The following is a 21,785-nucleotide window of genomic DNA, read 5'->3' as shown; positions in this document are numbered from 1 at the left end:
CTTACACAATGAACTCTGGGTAATTGATAGACAGCGGAATTTCTTTATGCGGATTGAAAGAGTCGTAGGGATTTGAAATATGCCCTTTCTTGGTCGGATGCCGCGTAAAGAAAATCAGCATGTCCCGCGTGGCTCGTGAATCACTCACGGAGGCATGAACAGGCGAGAGACTGTGTTTGCGTTCATGATCGACGATCAGCAATGTATCCAGAAACTTTTTGTGCTGTGCCTGCCCCAGACGATATTCGGGGTTGGCTTCATTCCAGCGGGTGCCATTCTTTTCTCTGTTGTCATGGATAAACGTGATCGCACTGTTATCCGTAATATTCTCTTTGCCCAACAGAGTTGTCATCGTATGGTCGACCCCATCGGCATGCACTCCCTCCAGGGCAGGCTCTCCGAGCAATTCAGGTGTCGTGATGGTTCTCAAGTTGAAAACCGTGGACACCAGGCTGGTGGAATCATAATCAAGGCTTGGCCGCGGGCTTATAGAAGTGTCCTTGATCAAGTAGGCCTTGAAAAGCAGCAGCGCTTGAAACGCACGGTTCAATTGCAGATCGTCACCAATCCCCCTGAACTCTCTGACTTTCCCCGAGTCATGGCGAACAAAGTCTTCCTGGGCAGAAAGAACAAAAGGTTGAAACTCTATCCTGTTGATCTTTGAGTTGGCGAAGTCCAGCTCAAAACGCCCGTTCCTTGATTCGCGAAAAGGCAGGGTTGGATCAGGAGGCAGGTTATCGCTGACACTCTTGAGCGCTTCAAGATCCTCGTCCGTGGCCCCCAAGCCTTTTACGATTCTCGTTACATCATCCCCGTCCAGAGAAATGAAGCTTTCCCTGACATACGCGGATTTTACTTCAGACAAAAAACTGACCAGATTAAAACTACCCATTTTAAACCTCATTTAAATGATTGCTGCCATGCACTGATGAGTTTGATATCACTGAGACGTTTGGCCACGAGGATACGTGGACCACTTACTTAATATGCTTCACCCCTCCTACACCATTGACAATCCCGAAAACCAAACTCAAAATCCTTTATCACTTTATGTCTTCAGGGAAGAACATGTTAAAAGCAAGGTTTCACAATAATGCCGTCCTGCTTATTTCCTGCCTGTTCGTTGTGCTGTGGTCCACCGGCTTTATCGTTGGAAGAATGATCGTTGGCTCCGCGTCTCCCAACATCTTTCTTGCCAGTCGTTTTTTTCTTTCCTTTTTACTGTTCACTTTCGCAGCGGCCTTGCTGAAAAAAATATGGCCTCCACTTAATGAGTGGCACAAGCACATATTCGCGGGCCTGCTCATTAACGGTCTTTATCTGGGCGGAAGCTACTGGGCCATTTCAAAAGGATTGCCCGCCGCCCTGATGGCTCTGCTGGGTGCCCTGCAACCGCTGCTGACGGTCGTGATTTCGATAGCCTTTCTGAAGGGAAGAATCGCGCCCCTTCAAGCGCTGGGCATCTTCATTGGACTTTCCGGCGTAACCCTTGTCCTTTCCCCGTCATTTCAAACAGGCAGCCACATTGATTACTCGTTTTCAGTCTTGCTGATTGCCATACTTTCCGTTTTCTCGATAACGTTTGGCACCATCCTGCAAAAGACTTCACTTGGAAAGTCTGAACTTCTGCCCTCCATGGCCATACAGAACCTGTTTTCATCGGTTGCTGCACTGATATTTATCCTGCTCCTTGACGAGTCACACCTGATCGTCAATGCAAACTTTATATTTTCTCTTGCCTGGGCCGTATTGGTCTTATCAGGATTGGGAACGCTGTCCCTGGTCTGGCTGATCAGAAACGGGGACATGACCAAGACAACATCCCTGTTACTACTCGCTCCGCCTTTGGCGGCATTAGAGGCTTGGGCCTTTTTTGGAGATAAGCTCGTGCCGATACAGATTGCCGGGTTTATCCTTTCATTACTGGGCGTCTGGTTTTGCAGGGTAAAAATTGCTCCCCCTGTTACCCAATAGCTCTAATCACTTCTGTTTGCCGATAATTCCTCAGCGAAACCGCTGAGGAATTATCGCAACCCTCACCCAGACTTGTGGCCCCGTGAGAAACTCCAGATCTTTTGGACCTCCATTGAAAATGGTGAGTTTTAACTCCATTTGATTGTGTCGTCAGGAGTGGTTTATTTCTTGTGAAAATTTAGAGTAGATAATAATCACGGGCTAATATTTGGCAACTACCATTTTTCAACATGTTTATTCCAGCCTGGAATATACTTCGACTGACACGTGGTTCTGTAAAGAAACATTACACTGAGGTGTGATTTTTCAGAGTTTACTTTCCACACAAATAACCTTATAACTTCTTTTTATAAGAGCACTTCGGATAGCTTTTATCCGGGACCGGACTCTTCGCGAATGAATTCGCTCCTACGCCGTTTTAAACGCAGCATGACCGCCGTGTAGGAGCGAATTCATTCGCGAAACTGTTTATTGTGCGGTGAGCACAGCAGGAGGTGTGTTCTTTTTCATGGCGAAGATCAAACCGGCCATAATACACAGCGCACCAATGGTCCCGGCAAACCCCAGAGACTCGCCAAAGAAGGAAAATGCAAACAAGGTGGCAAAAAGAGGATCACTGGTTTCGATGATCTGGACCTTGCTCGCCTCTCCCTGATGCACAGCTTTGGTCGTGAAATAGAAGCCGCCAATAGTGGGCAGCAATACCAAGGCCGCGATTGCCAGTAGCGAAATACCGCTTGGGAATACAAAGCCCTCTCTGAGCAAAGGCACCGACAGATAAAGACTGCCGAAACCAAAGAGCCAGGCCAGTTGTGGCAATCCACTCCCCATGTTCATCAGTTTGGAAGTGAAGATGAACAAGGCATAACCCAACCCGGCCAGCAGCGCGAGAGTGACCCCAAGGTAGCTGCCGCTGATCTCTCCTTCGTAGCTCAGAATCAGGTAGACGCCCGCGAGGATGGCTGCAAAAGCGACGACTTTGTTGAACCCGATTCGCTCACCGAGGAACAAGGCAGACAGGATGATGGTCATGCCTCCAGCGGCATAAAGCAGAAATGCCACCAACGGGATGGACGCTTCCTGAAAGGCCCAGGTCTCGAAAAAGTAGAGGCAGAATATTCCCAGGAAGGCGAGCACAGCGAATTGAGGCCACTTGCTGGCCAGTGCCAGAGTTTCGCGCCTGCGCTCCTGAGTGATAGCGCAATAGAGGGCAATGACAAGAAAGGCTCCGAAACACTTCCAGAACGCAATCTGATTGGACGTTGAACCGTTTGCAAAGCCCACACGGGTCAAGGCTCCGATAGTACCGTTCAGAATCGCGGCAATCAGGGCATAAAACTCTGGGCGTTTAAATAAGCTGGCACTCATGGACATTCCTTACCTGGAAATGGAGAAGCCGCGTCATCGATGAAACGGCGGCATGCTTCCTTGCACAATGCGCTGGATTTTATAGCGCACAAAAGAAAAATGCCCGGTTTCAGCAGTCATGCTGGAACCAGGCATTTTCAGTCGCATCAAAAGCAGCGATTTTACTCTCTGCTGTTGTGCTGATATATGGTCGGGGTAAGGGGATTCGAACTCCTGACATCCTGCTCCCAAAGCAGGCGCGCTACCGGACTGCGCTATACCCCGTTGAAATCAAGACACCTCAACAAGCTGCCTGCGATCTTATGCTAATGGCATCAGATCTTTAAGATTCGGCTTCAAAGATGACTTTGAAACCAAAAATGGTGGGTCGTGTGGGATTCGAACCTACGACCAATTGGTTAAAAGCCAACTGCTCTACCAACTGAGCTAACGACCCAAATTATGGTCGGGGTAAGGGGATTCGAACTCCTGACATCCTGCTCCCAAAGCAGGCGCGCTACCGGACTGCGCTATACCCCGACTGAAACAACCTTGAATCTGGTGAAATCTGGCTCCACGACCTGGACTCGAACCAGGGACCCAGTGATTAACAGTCACTTGCTCTACCAACTGAGCTATCGCGGAACTTCAATTTCAGATTCAACTTACTGCATTGAATCAACTCGCTGTTAACTCGTTAATTCAACCTCTTCGACCTTTTCGCTTCGTTTGCAACGTTGCGTTCACGTCTCTGAGGCGCGCTATTCTACATTTTCAAAAACACCTGTCAACCCTCTAAATTGCTTTTAAGACAATGATTTGCGATTTTTTTTCAGATCGCCTGCGCACTCCCTGCAAACCCGATTCCTGCACCGCCAGCCGCCCCTATAAAAAAGGGCCCTCACCAGGAGAGCCCTTCCGTACGGCTATATAAAGAAGCAATCAGCCAAAAACGATCTCGCCATCCACCACCTTGCCGGTGATGCTGGAGCCTGGCACGAAGCTGCCCGACAGGATCAACTGGGCCAACGGGTTTTCGATCCAGCGTTGTATCGCACGCTTGAGAGGCCGTGCGCCATACACTGGGTCGTAACCAATGGCGATCAGCTTGTCGAGGGCTTCCGGGCTCAATGTCAGGGAAAGCTCGCGCTCTGCAAGACGGCTGCGCAGACGTCCCAGCTGAATCTCGGTAATGCCCGCGATCTGATCCCGCGCCAACGGCTCGAAGATCACCACTTCGTCGATCCGGTTGATGAACTCCGGCCGGAAATGTGTACTGACCGCATCCATCACCGCAGCACGCTGAGCTTCACGATCACCTACCAGCTCCTGGATCTGTGCAGACCCGAGGTTGGAGGTCATGACAATCACGGTATTGCGGAAATCCACCGTGCGACCATGGCTATCCGTCAGGCGCCCATCCTCCAGCACTTGCAGCAGAATGTTGAAAACGTCTGCGTGCGCCTTCTCGACCTCATCGAGCAGGATCACCGAATAAGGCTTGCGACGAACAGCCTCGGTCAGATAACCGCCCTCTTCATAGCCGACATAGCCCGGTGGCGCACCGATCAGGCGAGCGACGGAGTGTTTCTCCATGAACTCGGACATATCGATCCGCACCATGGCCTCTTCGGTATCGAACAGAAACTCAGCCAGCGCCTTGCACAGCTCGGTCTTACCGACACCAGTCGGGCCCAGGAACATGAAGGAGCCGCTCGGGCGATTAGGATCGGACAACCCGGCACGGGAACGACGCACGGCGCTGGCCACAGCCACTACGGCTTCACTCTGGCCTATCACACGCTTGTGCAGCAGGCTTTCCATTTTCAACAGCTTCTCACGCTCGCCTTCGAGCATTTTCGACACTGGAATGCCTGTCCACTTGGAGACGACTTCAGCAATTTCCTCTTCGGTCACCCGGCTGCGCAGTAACTGGTTTTCCGGCTTGCCGTGCTGATCGACCATCTGCAGGCTGCGCTCCAGATCCGGAATGATGCCGTACTGCAATTCAGCCATGCGGTTCAGATCACCGCGACGACGGGCCGCTTCCAGTTCCTGGCGCGACTGCTCGATTTTCTGCTGGATCTGCGCCGAACCGGTCACTTCAGCCTTTTCCGAAGCCCAGACCTCTTCAAGATCGGCGTACTCACGTTCCATACGCTCGATATCGAGTTGCAGCTTTTCCAGACGCTTGATTGCCGCCTCGTCCTTTTCCTTCTTGAGGGCCTGAGATTCGACCTTCAACTGGATCAGACGACGCTCAAGACGGTCGAGCACTTCTGGTTTGGAATCGATTTCCATGCGAATGCGGCTGGCCGCTTCGTCGATCAGGTCGATGGCCTTGTCCGGCAACTGGCGATCCGTGATGTAGCGATGGCTCAGTTTGGCGGCCGCAATAATCGCACCGTCGGTAATACCGACTTTATGGTGAACCTCGTAGCGCTCTTTCAAACCACGCAGGATGGCGATGGTGTCTTCTTCGCTAGGTTCTTCCACCAGCACTTTCTGGAAGCGGCGCTCAAGGGCAGCGTCCTTCTCTATATATTGGCGATACTCGTTGAGCGTGGTCGCGCCGACGCAATGCAGCTCGCCACGAGCCAGAGCCGGCTTGAGCATATTGCCCGCATCCATAGAGCCTTCACCTTTACCGGCACCGACCATGGTATGCAGTTCGTCGATGAACAGGATGATCTGGCCTTCCTGTTTACTCAGCTCATTGAGCAGCGACTTCAGGCGCTCCTCGAACTCACCACGGTATTTGGCACCGGCAATCAATGCGCCCATGTCCAGCGATAGCAGACGCTTGCCTTTAAGGCCGTCCGGAACCTCGCCATTAATGATGCGCTGCGCCAGACCTTCGGCGATGGCGGTCTTGCCCACGCCGGGTTCGCCGATCAGCACCGGGTTGTTCTTGGTCCGCCGTTGCAGGACCTGAATGGTCCGGCGAATCTCATCGTCCCGCCCGATCACCGGATCAAGCTTGCCCTCTTCGGCGCGCTTGGTCAGGTCGACGGTGTACTTGTCCAGAGCCTGACGCGACTCTTCAACATTGGGGTCATTGACCGCGCCACCGCCACGCAGGTTATTGATGGCATTCTCAAGCGCCTTCTTGCTCACGCCCTGACCGAGCAGCAACTTGCCCAGCTTGCTGTTCTCGTCCATGGCGGCAAGCAGCACCAGCTCGCTGGAAATGAACTGGTCGCCCTTCTGTTGCGCCAGACGATCAGCCTGATTGAGCAGGCGCGCCAGATCCTGGGACATGTTGACGTCGCCGGTAGGGTTCTGGATTTTCGGCAGATGGTCGAGCTCTTTGCTCAACTCTTTGCGCAGGCTGTTGATGTCAAAGCCCACTTGCAGCAATAAAGGCTTGATGGAGCCGCCTTGCTGTTCGAGCAAAGCCTGCATCAAGTGCGCAGGCTCGATGGCTGGATGATCCAGGCCCACGGCCAGCGATTGGGAGTCTGATAAAGCCAATTGCAACTTGCTGGTCAATCTATCGATACGCATTAGTCACCTTCCTTCAAAGCAGGCCGGAGCAATGAACACACCTATAACGAAAACCTGCTGGATAGTCAGTTAGATGTGGACGATTCTGCGGGTTTCAAGCTCGACTTGATTGATGCACATCAGCCCGACGCGCAAGCCAGCCATAACGGGCTGCACCAGGAGGCCTGCAATCAGGCTTGATCTATCCAGATCAGCGAGGCAAAACGGCCAGTGGTGGCACTACGGCGGTAAGAAAAGAAACGTGAGTCAGTGAACGTATCCAGTCCGCCACCATGGACTGATAAAACACCATAGGCGGCCAGCCGTAAACGTGCAAGGGCGTAGATATCGGCCATGAAACGCCCGGCATTGGCGCTTGGGATAAAGGCATCGGCCGTTTCAGGATGGGTTGCCATGAAGGTTTCCCGAACCTCTGGACCAACCTCGAAGGAAGGCTGCCCGATGGCTGGACCAAGCCAGACCATGATCTCCTCAGGTGCAACCTGCAAACTGCTGGCAGTCGCCTCAAGCACACCTGCCGCAAGGCCACGCCAGCCGGCATGTGCAGCAGCGACTCGGGTGCCATCGCGACGACAGAACAGAGCGGGCAGGCAATCGGCGGTCATGATGGTGCAAGCCACGCCGGGCGTGTCGGTCCAGCTTGCATCGGCCTCGGCCACCGAGGAAGGATCGGCATGCGCCACAACAACACCGTGTACCTGACGCAACCAGGCAGGCTGCACATTCAGTTGCGATGACAGGTATTGGCGATTACTGGCGACTGCTTGCGGGTTGTCACTGACGTGATCGCCCAGATTGAAGCTGTCGAACGGAGCCTGGCTGGCTCCGCCCGAGCGGGTGGTGATGCAGGATCTGACGTGCGCAGGCGCAGGCCAGTCTGGAATCAGCCAGTCACTCACCCGATGAATGCCTCGCGGTCCTGCTTGAGCAACGACAGCAGCCAGACGAAATCGTCAGGCAGTGGCGACTCCCAGCTCATGCGCTGGCCGGAGACCGGGTGATCCAGCTCCAGGAAACGGGCATGCAGCGCCTGACGCGGGAAAGTCTTCAACGACTCGACCATGGTCTGGCTGGCTGCTGGCGGGATACGGAAACGACCGCCATAAGCCGGATCGCCCACCAACGGATAGTTGATGTGCGCCATGTGTACGCGGATCTGGTGAGTGCGACCGGTTTCCAGCTTGACCCGCACGTGAGTGTGGGAGCGGAAACGTTCGAGCACGCGGTAATGACTGACCGCCTGCTTGCCGCCTTCCATTACCGCCATGCGCTGACGCTGCTGACCATGACGCCCGATCGGCGCATCGATCTTGCCGCCAGCGGTGACGACACCGATGACGATGCATTCATAGATGCGGCTGACACTGCGGTTTTGCAGTTGCGTCACCAGTTGAGTCTGGGCCTGAATGGTCTTGGCGACCACCATCAGGCCCGTGGTGTCCTTGTCCAGACGATGCACGATACCGGCGCGCGGCACGTTGATGATGTCCGGGACGTGATGCAGCAAGGCATTGAGCAAGGTGCCGTCGGCATGACCGGCGGCAGGATGCACCACCAGGCCGGCGGGTTTGTTGATCACCAGGATCTGGTCGTCTTCGTAGACGATATCCAGCTCGATATCCTGAGCAACCCACTCGCCCTGAGCTTCCTGCTCGGCAATCAGTTGCAGGACAGAGCCACCGTGAACGATGTCACGCGGGCGCAGGACACCGCCGTCCACAGTCAGACGGCCGTCCTTGATCCAGGCGGAAAGGCGCGAGCGCGAGTGCTCTGCGAATAATTGTGCGGCGACTTGATCGAGGCGTTGACCGCCCAATTCGGACGGCACCTCTGCGCGAAGTTCTATATTTTCGGACATGGCCAGACTAGAAGGCGCGGCTAGCCTTTGGTTTCGGCAGCGCGCTTGTGGTTAAATACGGCGTCTTTTGCCCCGCGGGTCTTGCGGGGCGCTCATCATAACAGGACGGCCCCGCCCAAGACAGCAGGCCGTTATAGGGACGCAAGCCGCCATGCAAGTGAAACACCTGCTGCTGATCGCCATCCTCGCACTGACTGCGGCCTGTTCGTCGAAGGAAGTCATCGACGAGAACCTCAGTGAGGTCGAGCTGTACCAGCAGGCGCAGGCCGACCTGGACAACAACAGCTACAACAGCGCCACCGAGAAGCTCAAGGCTCTGGAATCACGCTATCCGTTCGGTCGCTATGCCGATCAGGCACAGCTTGAACTGATTTACTCGAACTACAAGAACAGTGAACCTGAGGCCGCCAAGTCCGCTGCCGAACGCTTCATTCGCCTGCACCCGCAACACCCTAACGTCGACTATGCGTACTACATGAAAGGCCTGACCTCCTTCGACCAGGACGTCGGCCTGCTGGCGCGCTTCCTGCCACTGGACCAGACCAAACGTGACCCGGGTGCTGCACGCGACTCGTTCAACGAGTTCGCTCAACTGACCAGCCGCTACCCGAACAGCCGTTATTCGCCTGACGCCAAGCAGCGCATGATTTACCTGCGCAACCTGCTGGCGGCATACGAAATTCACGTAGCCGACTACTACCTGACACGTCAGGCCTATGTCGCCGCCGCCAACCGTGGCCGCTACGTTGTGGAAAACTTCCAGGAAACACCTTCGGTCGGTGATGGCCTTGCAGTGATGGTCGAGTCCTATCAGCGCCTGCACCTCGACGATCTGGCAGCTACCAGCCTCGAAGTCCTGAAAGCCAACTACCCGAACCACCCGCAACTGGCTGACGGCCAGTTCACACCTCGCCAGGCCGAAGCCGACAACCGCACGTGGCTGTCGAAAGCGACTCTGGGCCTGATCAATGGCAGCGCGCCTTTGCCACCGGGCGAAACCCGCGCCAACCAGGACATCCAGAAGCAGTATCAGGATGCCAAGGACGCCATCCCGAAAGAATTGCTGCCGGAAAACCAGGCAGAGCTGGATGAGCAGGCCAAGGAAGCTGAAGAAGCCAAAGGCAACAAAAGCCGCTCCTGGTTCAGCTACATGACACTGGGTCTGTTCGACTGAGACCGGTGATCACAAGAAAGAGGCCTGCGGGCCTCTTTTTTTGTGCCACACATTTGCGGGAGCGGATCGGGCGGCGCTCCGCTTATCCGCGATGACGGCCTCTTCGCGAATAAATTCACTCCTACTTCATTCCCGCCTGCGCCTTGGCTACACTGCGGGCTATTCAATCATTAAGCTGGTAGTCATGATTCGCATAATTATGTGGGTCGCGTTGATCGCGGCAGTGGTGTGGTTCGTCAAGCGCCTGCTCAACCCTCCTGCCCCCAAAAAACGTGAAGAACCGCCAGAAACTGCGGCATCGCCCATGGTACGTTGCGCCCATTGTGGCGTTCATCTTCCTCGTGATCGTGCATTGAGCCAGGAACAACAATGGTATTGCAGCGAGTCGCACAGGCTAGAAGGCCCAGCGACTCGTGACCGCTGAGACGCTTTCACTCGGCAGCCCCCAAGCGCAACGGATTCTGCGGCTGTATCACCTGTATCGACTGACCATCGGCATCGTGCTGGTGCTATTGATCTCCAGCGATCTGGACACCGAACTGTTGCAACTGGCCAACCTGAATCTGTTTCGGGCTGGCTGCTGGCTGTACCTGGTGTTCAACATTCTGGTTGTGGTGCTGCTTGAACGCCCCAGCCATAAAGTCCAGCTCTTCAGCCTGGCAGTGACCGATGCGGTGATGCTGTCAGGGCTGTTCTATGCCGCGGGTGGTACTTCCAGCGGCATTGGCAACCTGCTGATTGCCTCGGTCGCCATCAGTAATGTCCTGTTGCGCGGTCGCCTCGGTCTGCTGATCGCCGCTGTCTCTGCCATCGGCATCATTTACCTGACCTTCTACATCAGCTTCATCAGCCCGCTGGCCTCGAACGACTATCTGCAGGCCAGCACACTGGGCGCCTTGTGTTTTGCCGCCGCCATGCTGGTACAGGCGCTGACCGCCCGTATGCAGGTGAGCGAAGTACTGGCAGAACAGCGCGCCGCCGATGTCGACAACCTCGAAGAACTCAATGCCCTGATCCTGCAACGCATGCGCACCGGCATTCTGGTGCTCGACTCGCGACGACAGGTCCTGCTGGCCAATCAGGGTGCATTGAGCCTGCTGGGCCACGAGCAACTGGTCGGTCAGGTCATCGACCAGTATTCGCCACAACTGGTTGATCGCCTCAGGCAATGGCTGATCAATCCGATCATGGCGCCACGCAGCATCTCGACCTCCGCCATCGGTCCGATCCTGCAACCGAGCTTCGCCGCACTCAATCGGGGTGACCAGCGCCAGACGCTGATTTTTCTGGAAGATCTCTCACAGGTTGCCCATCAGGCCCAGCAGTTGAAGCTTGCCGCACTGGGCCGCCTGACGGCCGGCATCGCTCATGAGATCCGCAATCCGCTGGGCGCCGTCAGCCATGCCGCGCAATTGCTCAATGAGTCGGAGGAGCTGTCAGGACCGGATCGGCGGCTCGGGCAGATCATTCACGACCAATCGCGACGCATCAATGTAGTGATCGAGAACGTCCTGCAACTGTCCAGACGCCGCGAAACCGAACCCGAGCTGCTGGACCTGAGAGCCTGGCTGGAGAATTTCGTAGCAGATTTTCGCAGCTCTGCGCCTGCCAACCAGTTGGTCCACACCGAAATAGGCCAGGGCATGCTCACCACGCGCATGGACCCGGAGCAACTGAATCAGGTGCTGACCAACTTGCTGCAGAATGGCTTACGCTACAGCGGCATGAATCATGAGACAGCGCAGGTCTGGCTGAAGCTGTTTCACAACCCGGAAAACGACTTGCCTACCCTGGAAGTCCTTGATGACGGGCCTGGGGTGTCCGAACAGCATCTGGCCAAACTCTTCGAGCCCTTTTTCACCACAGAAAGCAAAGGTACGGGCCTTGGCCTCTACCTTTCCCGCGAGCTGTGCGAAAGCAACCAGGCACATCTGGATTACACCCTTCGCCATGAGGGCGGTAGTTGTCTGCGCATCACTTTCGCTCACCCGTTCAAGTTGAGCTGAGCATGACCCAACGGCAAAAGATCCTGATAGTCGATGATGAGCCGGACATTCGTGAACTCCTGGAGATCACGCTCGGCCGGATGAAACTCGACACCCGTAGCGCCCGCAATGTAACCGAGGCCAGAAACTGGCTGGCTCGCGAACCCTTCGACATGTGCCTGACCGACATGCGCTTGCCTGACGGTAATGGCCTGGAACTGGTGCAGCATATTCAGCAGGTTTACCCACAAACGCCTGTGGCGATGATCACCGCCCATGGCAGCCTGGATATGGCCATCCACGCACTCAAGGCAGGTGCCTTCGACTTTCTGACCAAGCCGGTAGATCTGACCCGGCTTCGCGAACTGGTCAGCAGCGCCTTGCGACTGCACCCCGGCACTCAAACGGAACGCAGCATCGACAGCCGTTTGCTGGGCAACTCACCACCGATGCGCGCCCTTCGCAAGCAAATCGACAAACTGGCGCGCAGCCAGGCTCCGATCTATATCAGTGGCGAATCGGGTAGCGGCAAGGAACTGGTCGCCCGCTTGATCCATGAGCAGGGGCCACGCATCGATAAACCCTTCGTGCCGGTCAACTGCGGCGCAATCCCGTCAGAGTTGATGGAAAGCGAGTTCTTCGGCCATCGCAAAGGCAGTTTTACCGGCGCTCATGAAGACAAGCCGGGCCTGTTCCAGGCAGCCAATAACGGCACGCTGTTTCTTGATGAGGTGGCTGACTTGCCGCTGGCCATGCAGGTCAAACTGCTGCGTGCCATACAGGAAAAGTCCATACGCAGCGTCGGCGGTCAGCAGGAGCAAGTGGTGGATGTGCGCATTCTATGTGCCACCCACAAAGACTTGAGTGCCGAGGTTACTGCCGGGCGCTTCCGGCAGGATTTGTATTACCGCCTGAACGTCATCGAATTGCGAGTGCCGCCCTTGCGTGAACGGCGCGAAGATATCGATCAACTGGTCGGCAGCGTTTTACAACGCTTGGCCACCAACTGCGGTCAGGCGGCAGCGCGCCTCCACCCGCAGGCACTGGAAACCCTGAAAAGCTATCGCTTCCCCGGCAACGTTCGCGAGCTTGAGAACATGCTGGAGCGCGCCTATACGCTCTGCGAAAACGATGAGATTCACGCCAGCGACCTTCGTCTTGCTGAATCCGGCACACCTCAGGAGCACGATGGCCCCAATCTGGCCGACATCGACAATCTGGAAGATTACCTGGAAAGCATCGAACGCAAACTGATCCTGCAGGCCCTGGAAGAAACCCGCTGGAACCGGACCGCGGCAGCGCAGCGCCTGAGCCTGTCATTCAGGTCGATGCGTTACCGGTTGAAGAAGCTGGGGCTGGATTAAGTGAAGTGCGGGAGCGAATCGGGCGGCGCTCCGTTCATTCACGAAAACGCCCCGCCGACGCATACGGAGCCGGATCGATGATCGGCTCACGCCCCACCAGCAGATCAGTCAGCAACTGGCAGGACGCAGGTGCCAGCACCAGACCATTACGGTAATGCCCGCAATTCAGCCAAAGCCCATCGAAGCCGTCCAGCGGGCCGATAAAGGGAATGCCTTCGGGCGAGCCGGGGCGCAACCCTGCCCATTGGGCGACAGGTTCGGCGTTTGCCAGTTCGGGAATCAATTCGATGGCCGAAGCCTTGAGGCTTTCCAGCGCCGAAGTGGTCGGCGTCTTGTCGAAGCCTTCATGCTCCAGCGTACTGCCGATCAAGATATGACCGTCACGACGCGGGATCGCGTAACGCCCCTTGGCCAGCACCATGCTGGACAGAAAGTCGGACGCACACTTGTAGAGAATCATCTGGCCTTTGACCGGCTCGACAGGCAATTCCAGGCCCAGGGTCTTGAGCAATTCGCCGCTCCAGGCCCCCGCTGCCAACACGACCCGATCAGCCGGAATATCGCCCGTTTCCGTGCAGACACCCCGAATGGCGTTGCCCTCGCGAACGAATCCCTTGACCTCGCATTGCTCACGAATCTCGACATTGGGCAGCGCCAGTAACGCCGCCTTGAGGGACTTCACCAATCGCGGATTACGCACATTGGCCACATCAGCCATATAAATCGCACGTGAGTAGCCTTGCCCCAGCGCCGGCACAGCATCGTGAACGGCCGACACATCGACACTGCTCAATGGTCGCTGCTCGCGGGCCGCCCACTCCAGCGCTTGCTGTTCATCGTCCAGATCCAGCCAGTACAAACCGGTCTTGTGAACTTCAGGGTCAACGCCTGTCTGGGCAAAAAGGCGCTCGGCCAGATGCGGGTAAAAGTTCTGGGACCAATGCGAGAGGGCCGTAACTGCCGGGCTGTAGCGCCATGGATAGAGTGGCGACACGATCCCGCCGCCCGCCCATGAAGACTCCTGACCGACGCCGGAGCGATCAAGCAACACGACACTGGCCACCTCGGCGGCAAGGTTGAAGGCAGTCAACAACCCGATAACACCACCACCGACGATCACTACATGTTGCTTGTGCATTTTGGTCTCTAGGCAAAGAAAAAGGAGTTAACGCCCCCAGCAGTCCTTGGTTGTCACGCCGCTGGTGGCGCCTGTATTGCTGATTGCCCCGGTGTTCTTGATGACAAAGCTGCCGCACTTGTCGCCGTTCATGAGCGAGCCAGCGACAGGGCTGGCGGTCAAGGTGAAGTCTGCGGCATTGAGGACCGAGCCAATACCGTAATAACTATTGCCGGTACTCAATCCTGTTGCTCCGACGTAGGTGCCATTTCTTGAAAAGAAACGCTCAAGCGCCTGAGTCTGCTCCGAAAGCAGGCTGGCAATGGCCGAGCGCTGGCTGCGCTTCGTGTATTCGACATAACTGGGGTAAGCAACAGCCGCCAGAATACCGACAATCGCAACGACGATCATGAGTTCGATCAAGGTAAAGCCTTTGGATACTGCTCGCATGAATCACCTTCCCTACTGAATTTGTCGCCACATGATGCGTTGGAAGACGTTGGCACTCCCGCCTTTCTCAAGCAGCTTGATCGGTGTTCCGCCGCTGGAGTCGATCAGGTATTTGTTATCGTTGTTGCCATTGGTGCCAGCAACGATGGAAGCAACCACAGGAATCCCCGTACCGATGCCAAGCCCGGCCACAATCGTGTCGCCACTGGTTATATCGTTGTCACCGTTGGTATCGAGCACCTGGTAATTGAGCATGCCGCCCGTAGCGGGATCCAGCTCGAAAAGACGCCCGGTCCCCGTACTTTCACAAGGATCGGTGGAGTTCACCGACGCTGTGGTGAAAATGATACGGCCACGGGAAGTCTGTGCAGGATAGATGATCCGCTCGCCCAGATAAGGCGCAGCGGTTGCCAGTGGCAGATACCAGCCTTTTTTGACAACCCAGTCCACATCGTTGCTGGTGGACGTGAAGTAAGTGTAGCCATTGCCGGTCACCGAGCCCGTGATCGCCTGGGCTTGCAGGTTGCCTTCAACGATATTGCCCGACTCGGCATCCCAGATGGCATAGAAGTCCTGCAAGGCACTGGTCTGCTTGTCAGTGGCCTCACTGAATTTACCAGTACCGAAATACACCAGTTTGCCGTTGAGTGGATGATCCAGCAGCAGCGGCTGAACGGTAATCGGCTGGTTGGCCCCCCTTGGCGCAGTGAACAGTGGTGAACCATTGAAGGCGACCCGCCAGCTGGAAGCCGCCGCACCACTCATGTCGAACTTCCACATGCGGCCCTTGAGATCCCCGGCATAAGCGGCCTGAACGACGTTCTGCGAGTTGACCCGCAGCTTGACCGAGGACAGGCCGTTGTCTGTCTCACCACTGACGACAAGCGGCGTCTGGATTTCCGTAATGAATGCGCCGGTATTGGCATTCAGTACATACAGCGAAGCCCTTCCGGTAAAACTGCCGTAGCCATTGCCCACGACTACGATCCCGGTTCCATCAGCCATCCGCGCTACGTCTGGCTTGGAGTAGGAGTAGCCAAGGTTATTGAATCTGTTATTGGTATCGGAGGTATCAGGAGCCTTGACCTCCCAAAGCGCCTCGGGGGTATTGTTTGTGCCTTCAAAGAGTTTGATTGCGAAGAATGCCTTGCCGCCCGCCCCAAGACCGGAGAAAGCGACTGTACGCCATGCCGAGCCCGCCGATAATTGAGTATCGAAAACTGCAATCTGGCCATCAACCGTGAACCTGTGAACCCCGGAGCCGTAGTTGGTTGCCGAAATGGTTGCAAGGGACGACAGCGACGTGGAAGGCATATAGGCGTATCGCCGTACTCCGTTCCTGGCATTGATGACGTTGAAGAAACCATCGTTGGCATTGGCCAGAAGGCTGTAGGTCATATTACTGGCCTTGTTGGCTAGGTAGGTAGTGTAAGTGGTGTCCCCTACCAGATCGGCAGCTGTCTTTTCGGTGGGTAAACCCGCCCCCAATGACGAGTTGATGGTATCGCCCAAGAGCCGGGTACGGGTGCGCAGCTTGGAGTTCGCGGTTCCTTTGGCCCAAGCAATGACCTCCGGTCCCGTGACTCCTGTTGGCAAGGTCGAGTTGAATGCAAGCTGCTGTGCCGGGCTGAAGTTGGCGTATTCCAACGTGATTCTCGAGGGGATGGCTCCCGTACTCCATGACTCGAAAACAGGTGCAGTAGAGCCGCTGACAATCGTGGTATCTGTCGTCCAGACAGGCGTGCCCAAAGCACCGGTCGTGGCATTGAGATCGTAGGCCCTTATGGTTCCATGCCAGTCAGTCGGATCATAAAGTGTTTGATAAAACTGCGTACCCGCCTGAAGTGTAGAAGAGCTTGAAGTACCACCACCTCCGGAACCGGCCTTGGCATAGATATCACTCAAGGCAAGGTTCAGTGCAGTATTCAAGCCTGCACTGTCGTTGGTCTGAAAATACTTGCCACGCCCATGGGCACTATCAGCGGCATCAATAAGCATCTGGTTCGCCGCTGTAAATCCAATGGTGTAAGTGCTCATATTCTGCAGCGTGAAACCATCATTATCCCAGCTTCTTCCGGTCAGGTCTGTCGACGGAGTGCTGGTCGCCTTTCGCATATCGATGTCATACGCAAACTGTGCGACATCATCCAGATAAAGAGCATCGCCCTCACCATCACCACTTCTAGGATTCGTTCCGTCATTGGCCGCATTCAAATCCCAGTTCGGCAATGATCGAGTCGTATTGGCTACATCATCAGGATCATCAGTGGGCAAATTTCTATCATAGGTAGGCAAACCATCGGTGACAACCACCCCAAAGTTTTTTTGGCAGCGATATTGAATAGGGCTCGTATAGGTTGACGGAGCACCACTGTAACTAGAATAAGGAGTCATACCACGGAAATAGCGTGTTATTTCATAGTATGTTTCCGCCAGTGGAGTATTAGAATCCCCCCTCAACGCTCTGATTGCCGTATTAAGAGCATCTACGTTACGGTTTGCCTGATCCTGTGAAACTCCCGTAGTGTTATACGTCGTCACAGGAACCGGAGAAAGATCCGTGACTACCCTGGAAATCCGGCCGCCAGGCCCCGGATCCGTTCCAGCTGGAGGGTTAAAGGTAGCCAGGCCAATCCTGAGGGATTTGTTATTGGCAACCAGATTCAAGGAGACATTCCGCGCAACATTCATACGATAGTCATTAGGAATGACATTATTGATTGTAAAGTTCCTGACAGTCGTATTATTTGCTCGCGTCAGATCAATCAGATAAGAAAGATAATCCGCTGTATACCGAGTAGAGCTTTCGTTTGCATCCCCCGCAGGATCAGGCAACAAAAGGCAGTAAGCGACATTATTACGTACGAGGTATGTATAATTACCCCCACACCCCCCCGCACCTGCTGAACTCAAAATGAGCGTATCATCTCCCTGAATATCCACAGCTCTGCTGCACACTGAAAAAAAGCAACCATATAACTGTAAATAGGTTATTGCAGGTCTGTTCGTCACAGTAGAATCAAAACCCGACGCCCAGATAATGTTGTACATACTTCCGGAATTATCCACCATCAACATCACGTTCGGCGCAACCGCAGGCGAACTCAGCAATGGCACCTGCGCCGGAGTAAACGCATAAACCGGAGCCGACAGATAAAGCGCAGCCAAAGCACCATATACATACTTCAATCCACGTCGAAGTGTCTTAGCAATTGGCATAAATACTCTCCAGCACCGTTCTCGATGTGCCTTGAATGGCGACTGCCGTGACACGGTAAAGCGTAACGGTGCCTGTACAGGTCGGCGGACGTTTTATGGGGTTGGTCGTGGTTCCCAGGTTCTGGACTCCATAAAAACCGCCAGCCGCGGCGAGCCAGTTCACCCCTGACGAACCATTCGTGCCCGCCGCCGTGAGTGTGGTGGATTCAGCAGGCGGAGCGCATGTCGCAGTACTGTTGCATCTGGTCGAAGTGAAACCCACCATCTGGATCGACGACTCACCCAGTCGCAATACCGCTTCGGCTTTCTGAAAAGACTGATTGCGCACCGCGACGCTGCCCGACATCTTCTCCTGCAAGGTGGCGTTCTGCATGGAGGAAATCCCCAGTAATGTCAGCAGCAACAGGAATACCAGACTGACCAGCAACACCATCCCGGATTGTCGGGCCGGGAATGTCGGCATGATGCAAAACCGCTTTGTCTTCATTGCATACGGCCCTTTAAAAGCGATTGCGCAGGTAGGCAACCACATTGTACTGCTGGTTTTTGACACGCCCGTCCGGGTCTTGCAGGGTCAGGCTGATACGAACGCTGCGTATGTCGGGCGCACTGGCAGCCGAAATCGTCGAGGTGTAGGTCATGGGGTTACCCGCCATGCCAAATGAAACCGAGAAGGCACTGACGTTTTGCAACAGCGGCTGGGCAGCCCCGGCTGTGCCGTATTTGATGGTCAGGTTCTGGCCAGTGAGTGTGTAGACCAGCTGGCGCATCGGGAACGCCGTTTGCCCTGCCAAAGGCGTTCTTGCACCAGCGTAAAGCTGGGAAAAGGTCTGGCAGTCGGAAATGATTGTCCAGGTAGGTGAACTGCCGGTTGTACCGATATCGGAAGTCACCAGAGTCAAGGTGTTGTTGGCGTTATCCCACAGAATGGGGTTATCGAGTGCAGCAGGCCATGCAATGGCCGGAGACACAGGCACATAGTTGCTGAACCCCAGGCAGCCATACATCCCGGTCATACGGATTTCCTGCACCAGCTTGCTCAGCACGAAGCGCGCATCTTCCTGCATGCGGGCCGAAGCATTCTGGGTCAGGAACGTGCCTCTGGAAGCGGTGAATATCTGAATGATGCCCATGCTGACCACCAGCCCCAGCACCAGCGCCACCATGATCTCGATCAGGCCAAAGCCTCGGGATGACTTCTTCATGGGTTCACCCCGATACGTGAGGTCAGGGTAAAGGTCTGCATGGTGTTACCCGAGGCAGTTCCGCCGGATGCAACGGTGCTGGAACTTGCAGCCCGCGTATCGTCCCAGGTGATGGTGATGGTGACGGCCGGCGCGCCGCTGACATCGATGCTGGCGGTGGCCGTGGAGCCCGCAAAATTGGTGATATTGGTCTTGAAATCGTAAAGGTCCTGATCCCTGGCCCTGTTCGCATTGGCCGTCGGGGCCGCAGCCAGATTCGCCAGAGCATAGGTCGACAGCACGTTGGTGGTGCCGTTGGAGACCGCATTGCCATCCACATTCGCCCGAATGCGGTCCATCATGTCGTAGGCAATGAAGCTCGCCTGGCTGGTCATGGTCGAGCTGTCGGTGTACTTGAGAGCATTGAGCTGAATCGCAGCGGCACCCAGCAGGCCAATGGCGAGTATCAGGACCGACACCAGTACTTCGATCAATGTCATGCCTGTCTGGCGATGTCGGGTTTCATAACGCATCAGCAAGTTCCGCCCAGAATGATCCGGCCCGTCAAACAAATATTAATGTTCCTGGTAAGCGAGCCCCGCGTGTAGGTCATCGTCACCGCCGAGGTTGGAGCATACAGCGCACCCAGGTTATTGAACTCGAGCGCCGTAACACTAGCGCCAGTCGTGACGTTTACAGCAGTCAGGGTTGCTCCACTGCTCATGGCCGCAACCTTGCGCAATGCAGTCGGTGTCGCGGAAGTATCGGAAGCCAGATAGACCTGCAACTCGGTCTTCCAGTCAGCCCCGCTGGTTGGCGCAATACGTATCGTCACACCCCGGTTTATCGCCTCAAGACGCGCATAGTTGAGCGCCCGCTGCAAATCGTTGACCTCGGTATCGACCTTGTTGTTCTGGATGGAGCTGGTAAAGCTCGGAACAGCGATAGCAGCCACGATCGCCACCACAGACACAGTGACTAACAATTCAATGAGGCTGAAGCCCTTGGACATATAACGCATTGGGTGTCTCCTAGACGTTACGACTATAAGGCAGCAGCGATGCCTGAAAATCTCTAGCAGGATATACGGTTGTTTTGCGATGACGAATGCCCGGATGGCGTTTGGAACAAGGTTTTCCAGGGAGGGAAAACAATGAAGCATGCAGGATTCACATTAATCGAGCTACTGATCGTGGTTGCCCTCGTGGCCATTCTTGCCAATGTCGCCAGCCCGACCTTTACAGACCTGATCGATGCCAATCGAAGACAGGTTGCAGCACTGGAACTCGCCAGCGGCATACGCTCCGCACGGGTTGCGGCCATCACCCGCAATCAGGTGGTGACCCTGCATGCCATTGAAGGCAACTGGAGCAACGGTTGGCGAATCATCACCGACACCAAAGGCAACGGACCGGATGATGAAGATACCGTGCTGGTCGAACGGGCAATCGATGGAAAAACGCGCATTATCGGCAACAGCAAGATTGCGCAGTACATCAGCTTCACAGGACTAGGAGGTCTCAAGAAGGCTGCCAACGGCACCTTTCACGTCTGCGTCCGTGATCAGCCCGTCAGCCACTATCGCGTGATAGTGGCCATTACCGGCAGAGTCAGGGTCGAGGATGAAAAGATACCGACAGATCTGTGTGCCTGACCTCAAGGCAGAGACTTGACCCGCAGTTCCTTGGGAACGGAGAACGTGATGTTCTCTTCGCGGCCCGCCAGTTCATCGGCACCGGTCGCGCCCCAGGCCTGCAATTGCTGGATCACGCCGCGCACCAGCACTTCCGGCGCAGAAGCACCCGCAGTGATACCGATGCGTTCGATACCGTCGAACCAGCTGCGCTGCATATCTTCGGCACCGTCAATCAGATAGGCCGGTGTCGACATGCGTTCGGCCAGTTCGCGCAAGCGGTTGGAGTTGGAGCTGTTCGGGCTACCCACCACCAGAACCACATCGCATTCATCGGCCAGTTGCTTGACCGCATCCTGACGGTTTTGCGTGGCGTAGCAGATATCGTCCTTGCGCGGCCCGCCAATGGCAGGGAAACGCGAGCGCAGGGCGTCAATCACCCGACTGGTATCGTCCATGGACAAGGTTGTCTGTGTCACAAAGGCCAATGCATCCGGGTTGCGCACCTGCAAGTTGGCGACATCCTCTTCGTCTTCCACCAGGTAAATCGCACCGCCATTGCTGGCGTCGTACTGCCCCATGGTGCCTTCGACTTCAGGATGGCCTTCATGACCGATCAGAATGCACTCACGGCCATCACGACTGTAACGGGCCACTTCGATATGCACCTTGGTCACCAGCGGACAGGTTGCATCGAATACCTTCAAGCCGCGACCTGCCGCCTCGGCGCGCACGGCCTGGGAAACACCGTGGGCACTGAAGATGACGATGACGTCATCGGGCACCTGTTCCAGCTCTTCGACAAAGATCGCACCACGAGCGCGCAGGTCTTCGACGACGAATTTGTTATGAACGACTTCATGACGCACATAAATCGGCGGACCAAACACTTCCAGGGCGCGATTGACGATTTCGATCGCGCGGTCCACACCAGCGCAGAAGCCGCGGGGGTTGGCGAGTTTGATTTGCATGC

At 55.5% G+C, this 21,785-nt stretch carries 19 protein-coding genes and 4 tRNA genes; 6 read left to right on the top strand and 17 right to left on the bottom strand.

The window, feature by feature from the left end; all coding sequences use genetic code 11:
* Position 1: 1 nt before the first annotated feature.
* Positions 2 to 892, bottom strand: coding sequence for a 2OG-Fe dioxygenase family protein (locus tag Q6A51_RS19645; RefSeq protein WP_095067756.1), 891 nt, complete (start codon positions 890 to 892; stop codon positions 2 to 4).
* A gap of 176 nt (positions 893 to 1,068) precedes the next feature.
* On the opposite strand from Q6A51_RS19645, the gene Q6A51_RS19640 reads away from it, so the two are divergent.
* On the top strand, positions 1,069 to 1,974 hold the full coding sequence (locus Q6A51_RS19640) for a DMT family transporter (RefSeq protein WP_201018742.1): 906 nt from the start codon (positions 1,069 to 1,071) through the stop codon (positions 1,972 to 1,974).
* A gap of 468 nt (positions 1,975 to 2,442) precedes the next feature.
* Here Q6A51_RS19640 and Q6A51_RS19635 read toward each other — a convergent pair whose 3' ends face one another.
* From Q6A51_RS19635 to rluD, 8 genes are all read right to left on the bottom strand, one after another.
* Entirely contained in the window at positions 2,443 to 3,342 is a 900-nt protein-coding gene (locus Q6A51_RS19635; protein WP_201018741.1) for a DMT family transporter, read from the bottom strand.
* Positions 3,343 to 3,529: 187 nt separating this feature from the next.
* Positions 3,530 to 3,606, bottom strand: a tRNA-Pro gene (locus Q6A51_RS19630).
* Positions 3,607 to 3,702: 96 nt separating this feature from the next.
* Positions 3,703 to 3,778 (bottom strand) — tRNA-Lys (locus Q6A51_RS19625).
* Between the two features lie 6 nt (positions 3,779 to 3,784).
* A tRNA-Pro gene (locus Q6A51_RS19620) sits at positions 3,785 to 3,861 on the bottom strand.
* A 29-nt stretch (positions 3,862 to 3,890) separates the two neighbouring features.
* A tRNA-Asn gene (locus Q6A51_RS19615) sits at positions 3,891 to 3,966 on the bottom strand.
* 297 nt (positions 3,967 to 4,263) lie between these two features.
* Complete coding sequence (gene clpB / locus Q6A51_RS19610) at positions 4,264 to 6,828, bottom strand: ATP-dependent chaperone ClpB (RefSeq protein ID WP_201018740.1); 2,565 nt, start codon at positions 6,826 to 6,828, stop codon at positions 4,264 to 4,266.
* Between the two features lie 170 nt (positions 6,829 to 6,998).
* Positions 6,999 to 7,727 carry a peptidoglycan editing factor PgeF gene (gene pgeF / locus Q6A51_RS19605; protein WP_201018739.1) on the bottom strand — a complete coding sequence of 243 codons (729 nt, stop codon included), beginning with the start codon at positions 7,725 to 7,727 and terminating at the stop codon, positions 6,999 to 7,001.
* The gene (gene rluD, locus Q6A51_RS19600; RefSeq protein WP_201018738.1) at positions 7,724 to 8,686 is read right to left on the bottom strand and encodes a 23S rRNA pseudouridine(1911/1915/1917) synthase RluD; all 963 of its coding nucleotides are present in this window, start codon (positions 8,684 to 8,686) and stop codon (positions 7,724 to 7,726) included. Before rluD ends, pgeF begins: the two co-directional genes overlap by 4 nt.
* Before the next feature lie 151 nt (positions 8,687 to 8,837).
* On the opposite strand from rluD, the gene Q6A51_RS19595 reads away from it, so the two are divergent.
* From Q6A51_RS19595 to Q6A51_RS19580, 4 genes are all read left to right on the top strand, one after another.
* Positions 8,838 to 9,860 carry an outer membrane protein assembly factor BamD gene (locus Q6A51_RS19595; RefSeq protein ID WP_201006320.1) on the top strand — a complete coding sequence of 341 codons (1,023 nt, stop codon included), beginning with the start codon at positions 8,838 to 8,840 and terminating at the stop codon, positions 9,858 to 9,860.
* 184 nt (positions 9,861 to 10,044) lie between these two features.
* Entirely contained in the window at positions 10,045 to 10,284 is a 240-nt protein-coding gene (locus tag Q6A51_RS19590) for a PP0621 family protein (protein WP_268939647.1), read from the top strand.
* On the top strand, positions 10,274 to 11,866 hold the full coding sequence (locus Q6A51_RS19585) for a sensor histidine kinase (protein ID WP_201018736.1): 1,593 nt from the start codon (positions 10,274 to 10,276) through the stop codon (positions 11,864 to 11,866). Before Q6A51_RS19590 ends, Q6A51_RS19585 begins: the two co-directional genes overlap by 11 nt.
* Positions 11,867 to 11,868: 2 nt before the next feature.
* Positions 11,869 to 13,209, top strand: coding sequence for a sigma-54-dependent transcriptional regulator (locus Q6A51_RS19580; RefSeq protein WP_304575518.1), 1,341 nt, complete (start codon positions 11,869 to 11,871; stop codon positions 13,207 to 13,209).
* Positions 13,210 to 13,243: 34 nt separating this feature from the next.
* On the opposite strand, the gene thiO is transcribed toward Q6A51_RS19580, so the two are convergent.
* Genes thiO through Q6A51_RS19545 form a run of 7 tightly spaced genes read right to left on the bottom strand, consistent with a single transcriptional unit; the run spans position 13,244 to position 20,200 of the window.
* Positions 13,244 to 14,347 carry a glycine oxidase ThiO gene (thiO, locus tag Q6A51_RS19575; RefSeq protein WP_304575517.1) on the bottom strand — a complete coding sequence of 368 codons (1,104 nt, stop codon included), beginning with the start codon at positions 14,345 to 14,347 and terminating at the stop codon, positions 13,244 to 13,246.
* 27 nt (positions 14,348 to 14,374) lie between these two features.
* Positions 14,375 to 14,776, bottom strand: coding sequence for a type IV pilin protein (locus Q6A51_RS19570; protein WP_201006326.1), 402 nt, complete (start codon positions 14,774 to 14,776; stop codon positions 14,375 to 14,377).
* 12 nt (positions 14,777 to 14,788) lie between these two features.
* Positions 14,789 to 17,995, bottom strand: a complete 3,207-nt coding sequence (locus tag Q6A51_RS19565) for a pilus assembly protein (RefSeq protein ID WP_304575516.1) — start codon at positions 17,993 to 17,995, stop codon at positions 14,789 to 14,791.
* Complete coding sequence (locus Q6A51_RS19560) at positions 17,982 to 18,527, bottom strand: pilus assembly PilX family protein (protein WP_374005046.1); 546 nt, start codon at positions 18,525 to 18,527, stop codon at positions 17,982 to 17,984. Before Q6A51_RS19560 ends, Q6A51_RS19565 begins: the two co-directional genes overlap by 14 nt.
* Positions 18,496 to 19,200, bottom strand: coding sequence for a PilW family protein (locus Q6A51_RS19555; protein WP_201018731.1), 705 nt, complete (start codon positions 19,198 to 19,200; stop codon positions 18,496 to 18,498). The genes Q6A51_RS19560 and Q6A51_RS19555 overlap by 32 nt, the downstream gene beginning before the upstream one ends.
* Positions 19,197 to 19,712: a type IV pilus modification protein PilV gene (gene pilV / locus Q6A51_RS19550; RefSeq protein WP_201018730.1), complete on the bottom strand. Its 516-nt coding sequence runs from the start codon at positions 19,710 to 19,712 to the stop codon at positions 19,197 to 19,199. The genes Q6A51_RS19555 and pilV overlap by 4 nt, the downstream gene beginning before the upstream one ends.
* Complete coding sequence (locus Q6A51_RS19545; protein ID WP_201018729.1) at positions 19,712 to 20,200, bottom strand: GspH/FimT family pseudopilin; 489 nt, start codon at positions 20,198 to 20,200, stop codon at positions 19,712 to 19,714. Before Q6A51_RS19545 ends, pilV begins: the two co-directional genes overlap by 1 nt.
* Before the next feature lie 132 nt (positions 20,201 to 20,332).
* Between Q6A51_RS19545 and Q6A51_RS19540 the strand changes: the two genes are divergently transcribed.
* Positions 20,333 to 20,833, top strand: coding sequence for a GspH/FimT family pseudopilin (locus Q6A51_RS19540; RefSeq protein ID WP_201018728.1), 501 nt, complete (start codon positions 20,333 to 20,335; stop codon positions 20,831 to 20,833).
* Between the two features lie 2 nt (positions 20,834 to 20,835).
* On the opposite strand, the gene ispH is transcribed toward Q6A51_RS19540, so the two are convergent.
* Complete coding sequence (gene ispH / locus Q6A51_RS19535) at positions 20,836 to 21,783, bottom strand: 4-hydroxy-3-methylbut-2-enyl diphosphate reductase (RefSeq protein ID WP_201018727.1); 948 nt, start codon at positions 21,781 to 21,783, stop codon at positions 20,836 to 20,838.
* Between the last annotated feature and the right edge of the window lie 2 nt (positions 21,784 to 21,785).

The sequence above is a fragment of the Pseudomonas serbiensis genome, assembly GCF_030580745.1.
Lineage (GTDB): Bacteria > Pseudomonadota > Gammaproteobacteria > Pseudomonadales > Pseudomonadaceae > Aquipseudomonas > Aquipseudomonas serbiensis.
The sequence above is the reverse complement of the archived record's forward strand: the minus strand, read 5'-3'. Positions and strand labels throughout refer to the sequence as shown.

Excerpts from the sequence above, each read along its gene's own strand:
- Q6A51_RS19645 (WP_095067756.1), bottom strand. The coding sequence starts at position 892 with ATGGGTAGTTTTAATCTGGTCAGTTTTTTGTCTGAAGTAAAATCCGCG.
- Q6A51_RS19640 (WP_201018742.1), top strand. The coding sequence starts at position 1,069 with ATGTTAAAAGCAAGGTTTCACAATAATGCCGTCCTGCTTATTTCCTGC.
- Q6A51_RS19635 (WP_201018741.1), bottom strand. The coding sequence starts at position 3,342 with ATGAGTGCCAGCTTATTTAAACGCCCAGAGTTTTATGCCCTGATTGCC.
- clpB (WP_201018740.1), bottom strand. The coding sequence starts at position 6,828 with ATGCGTATCGATAGATTGACCAGCAAGTTGCAATTGGCTTTATCAGAC.
- rluD (WP_201018738.1), bottom strand. The coding sequence starts at position 8,686 with ATGTCCGAAAATATAGAACTTCGCGCAGAGGTGCCGTCCGAATTGGGC.
- Q6A51_RS19595 (WP_201006320.1), top strand. The coding sequence starts at position 8,838 with ATGCAAGTGAAACACCTGCTGCTGATCGCCATCCTCGCACTGACTGCG.
- Q6A51_RS19590 (WP_268939647.1), top strand. The coding sequence starts at position 10,045 with ATGATTCGCATAATTATGTGGGTCGCGTTGATCGCGGCAGTGGTGTGG.
- Q6A51_RS19580 (WP_304575518.1), top strand. The coding sequence starts at position 11,869 with ATGACCCAACGGCAAAAGATCCTGATAGTCGATGATGAGCCGGACATT.
- thiO (WP_304575517.1), bottom strand. The coding sequence starts at position 14,347 with ATGCACAAGCAACATGTAGTGATCGTCGGTGGTGGTGTTATCGGGTTG.
- Q6A51_RS19570 (WP_201006326.1), bottom strand. The coding sequence starts at position 14,776 with ATGCGAGCAGTATCCAAAGGCTTTACCTTGATCGAACTCATGATCGTC.
- Q6A51_RS19565 (WP_304575516.1), bottom strand. The coding sequence starts at position 17,995 with ATGCCAATTGCTAAGACACTTCGACGTGGATTGAAGTATGTATATGGT.
- Q6A51_RS19560 (WP_374005046.1), bottom strand. The coding sequence starts at position 18,527 with ATGTGGTTGCCTACCTGCGCAATCGCTTTTAAAGGGCCGTATGCAATG.
- Q6A51_RS19555 (WP_201018731.1), bottom strand. The coding sequence starts at position 19,200 with ATGAAGAAGTCATCCCGAGGCTTTGGCCTGATCGAGATCATGGTGGCG.
- pilV (WP_201018730.1), bottom strand. The coding sequence starts at position 19,712 with ATGCGTTATGAAACCCGACATCGCCAGACAGGCATGACATTGATCGAA.
- Q6A51_RS19545 (WP_201018729.1), bottom strand. The coding sequence starts at position 20,200 with ATGCGTTATATGTCCAAGGGCTTCAGCCTCATTGAATTGTTAGTCACT.
- Q6A51_RS19540 (WP_201018728.1), top strand. The coding sequence starts at position 20,333 with ATGAAGCATGCAGGATTCACATTAATCGAGCTACTGATCGTGGTTGCC.
- ispH (WP_201018727.1), bottom strand. The coding sequence starts at position 21,783 with ATGCAAATCAAACTCGCCAACCCCCGCGGCTTCTGCGCTGGTGTGGAC.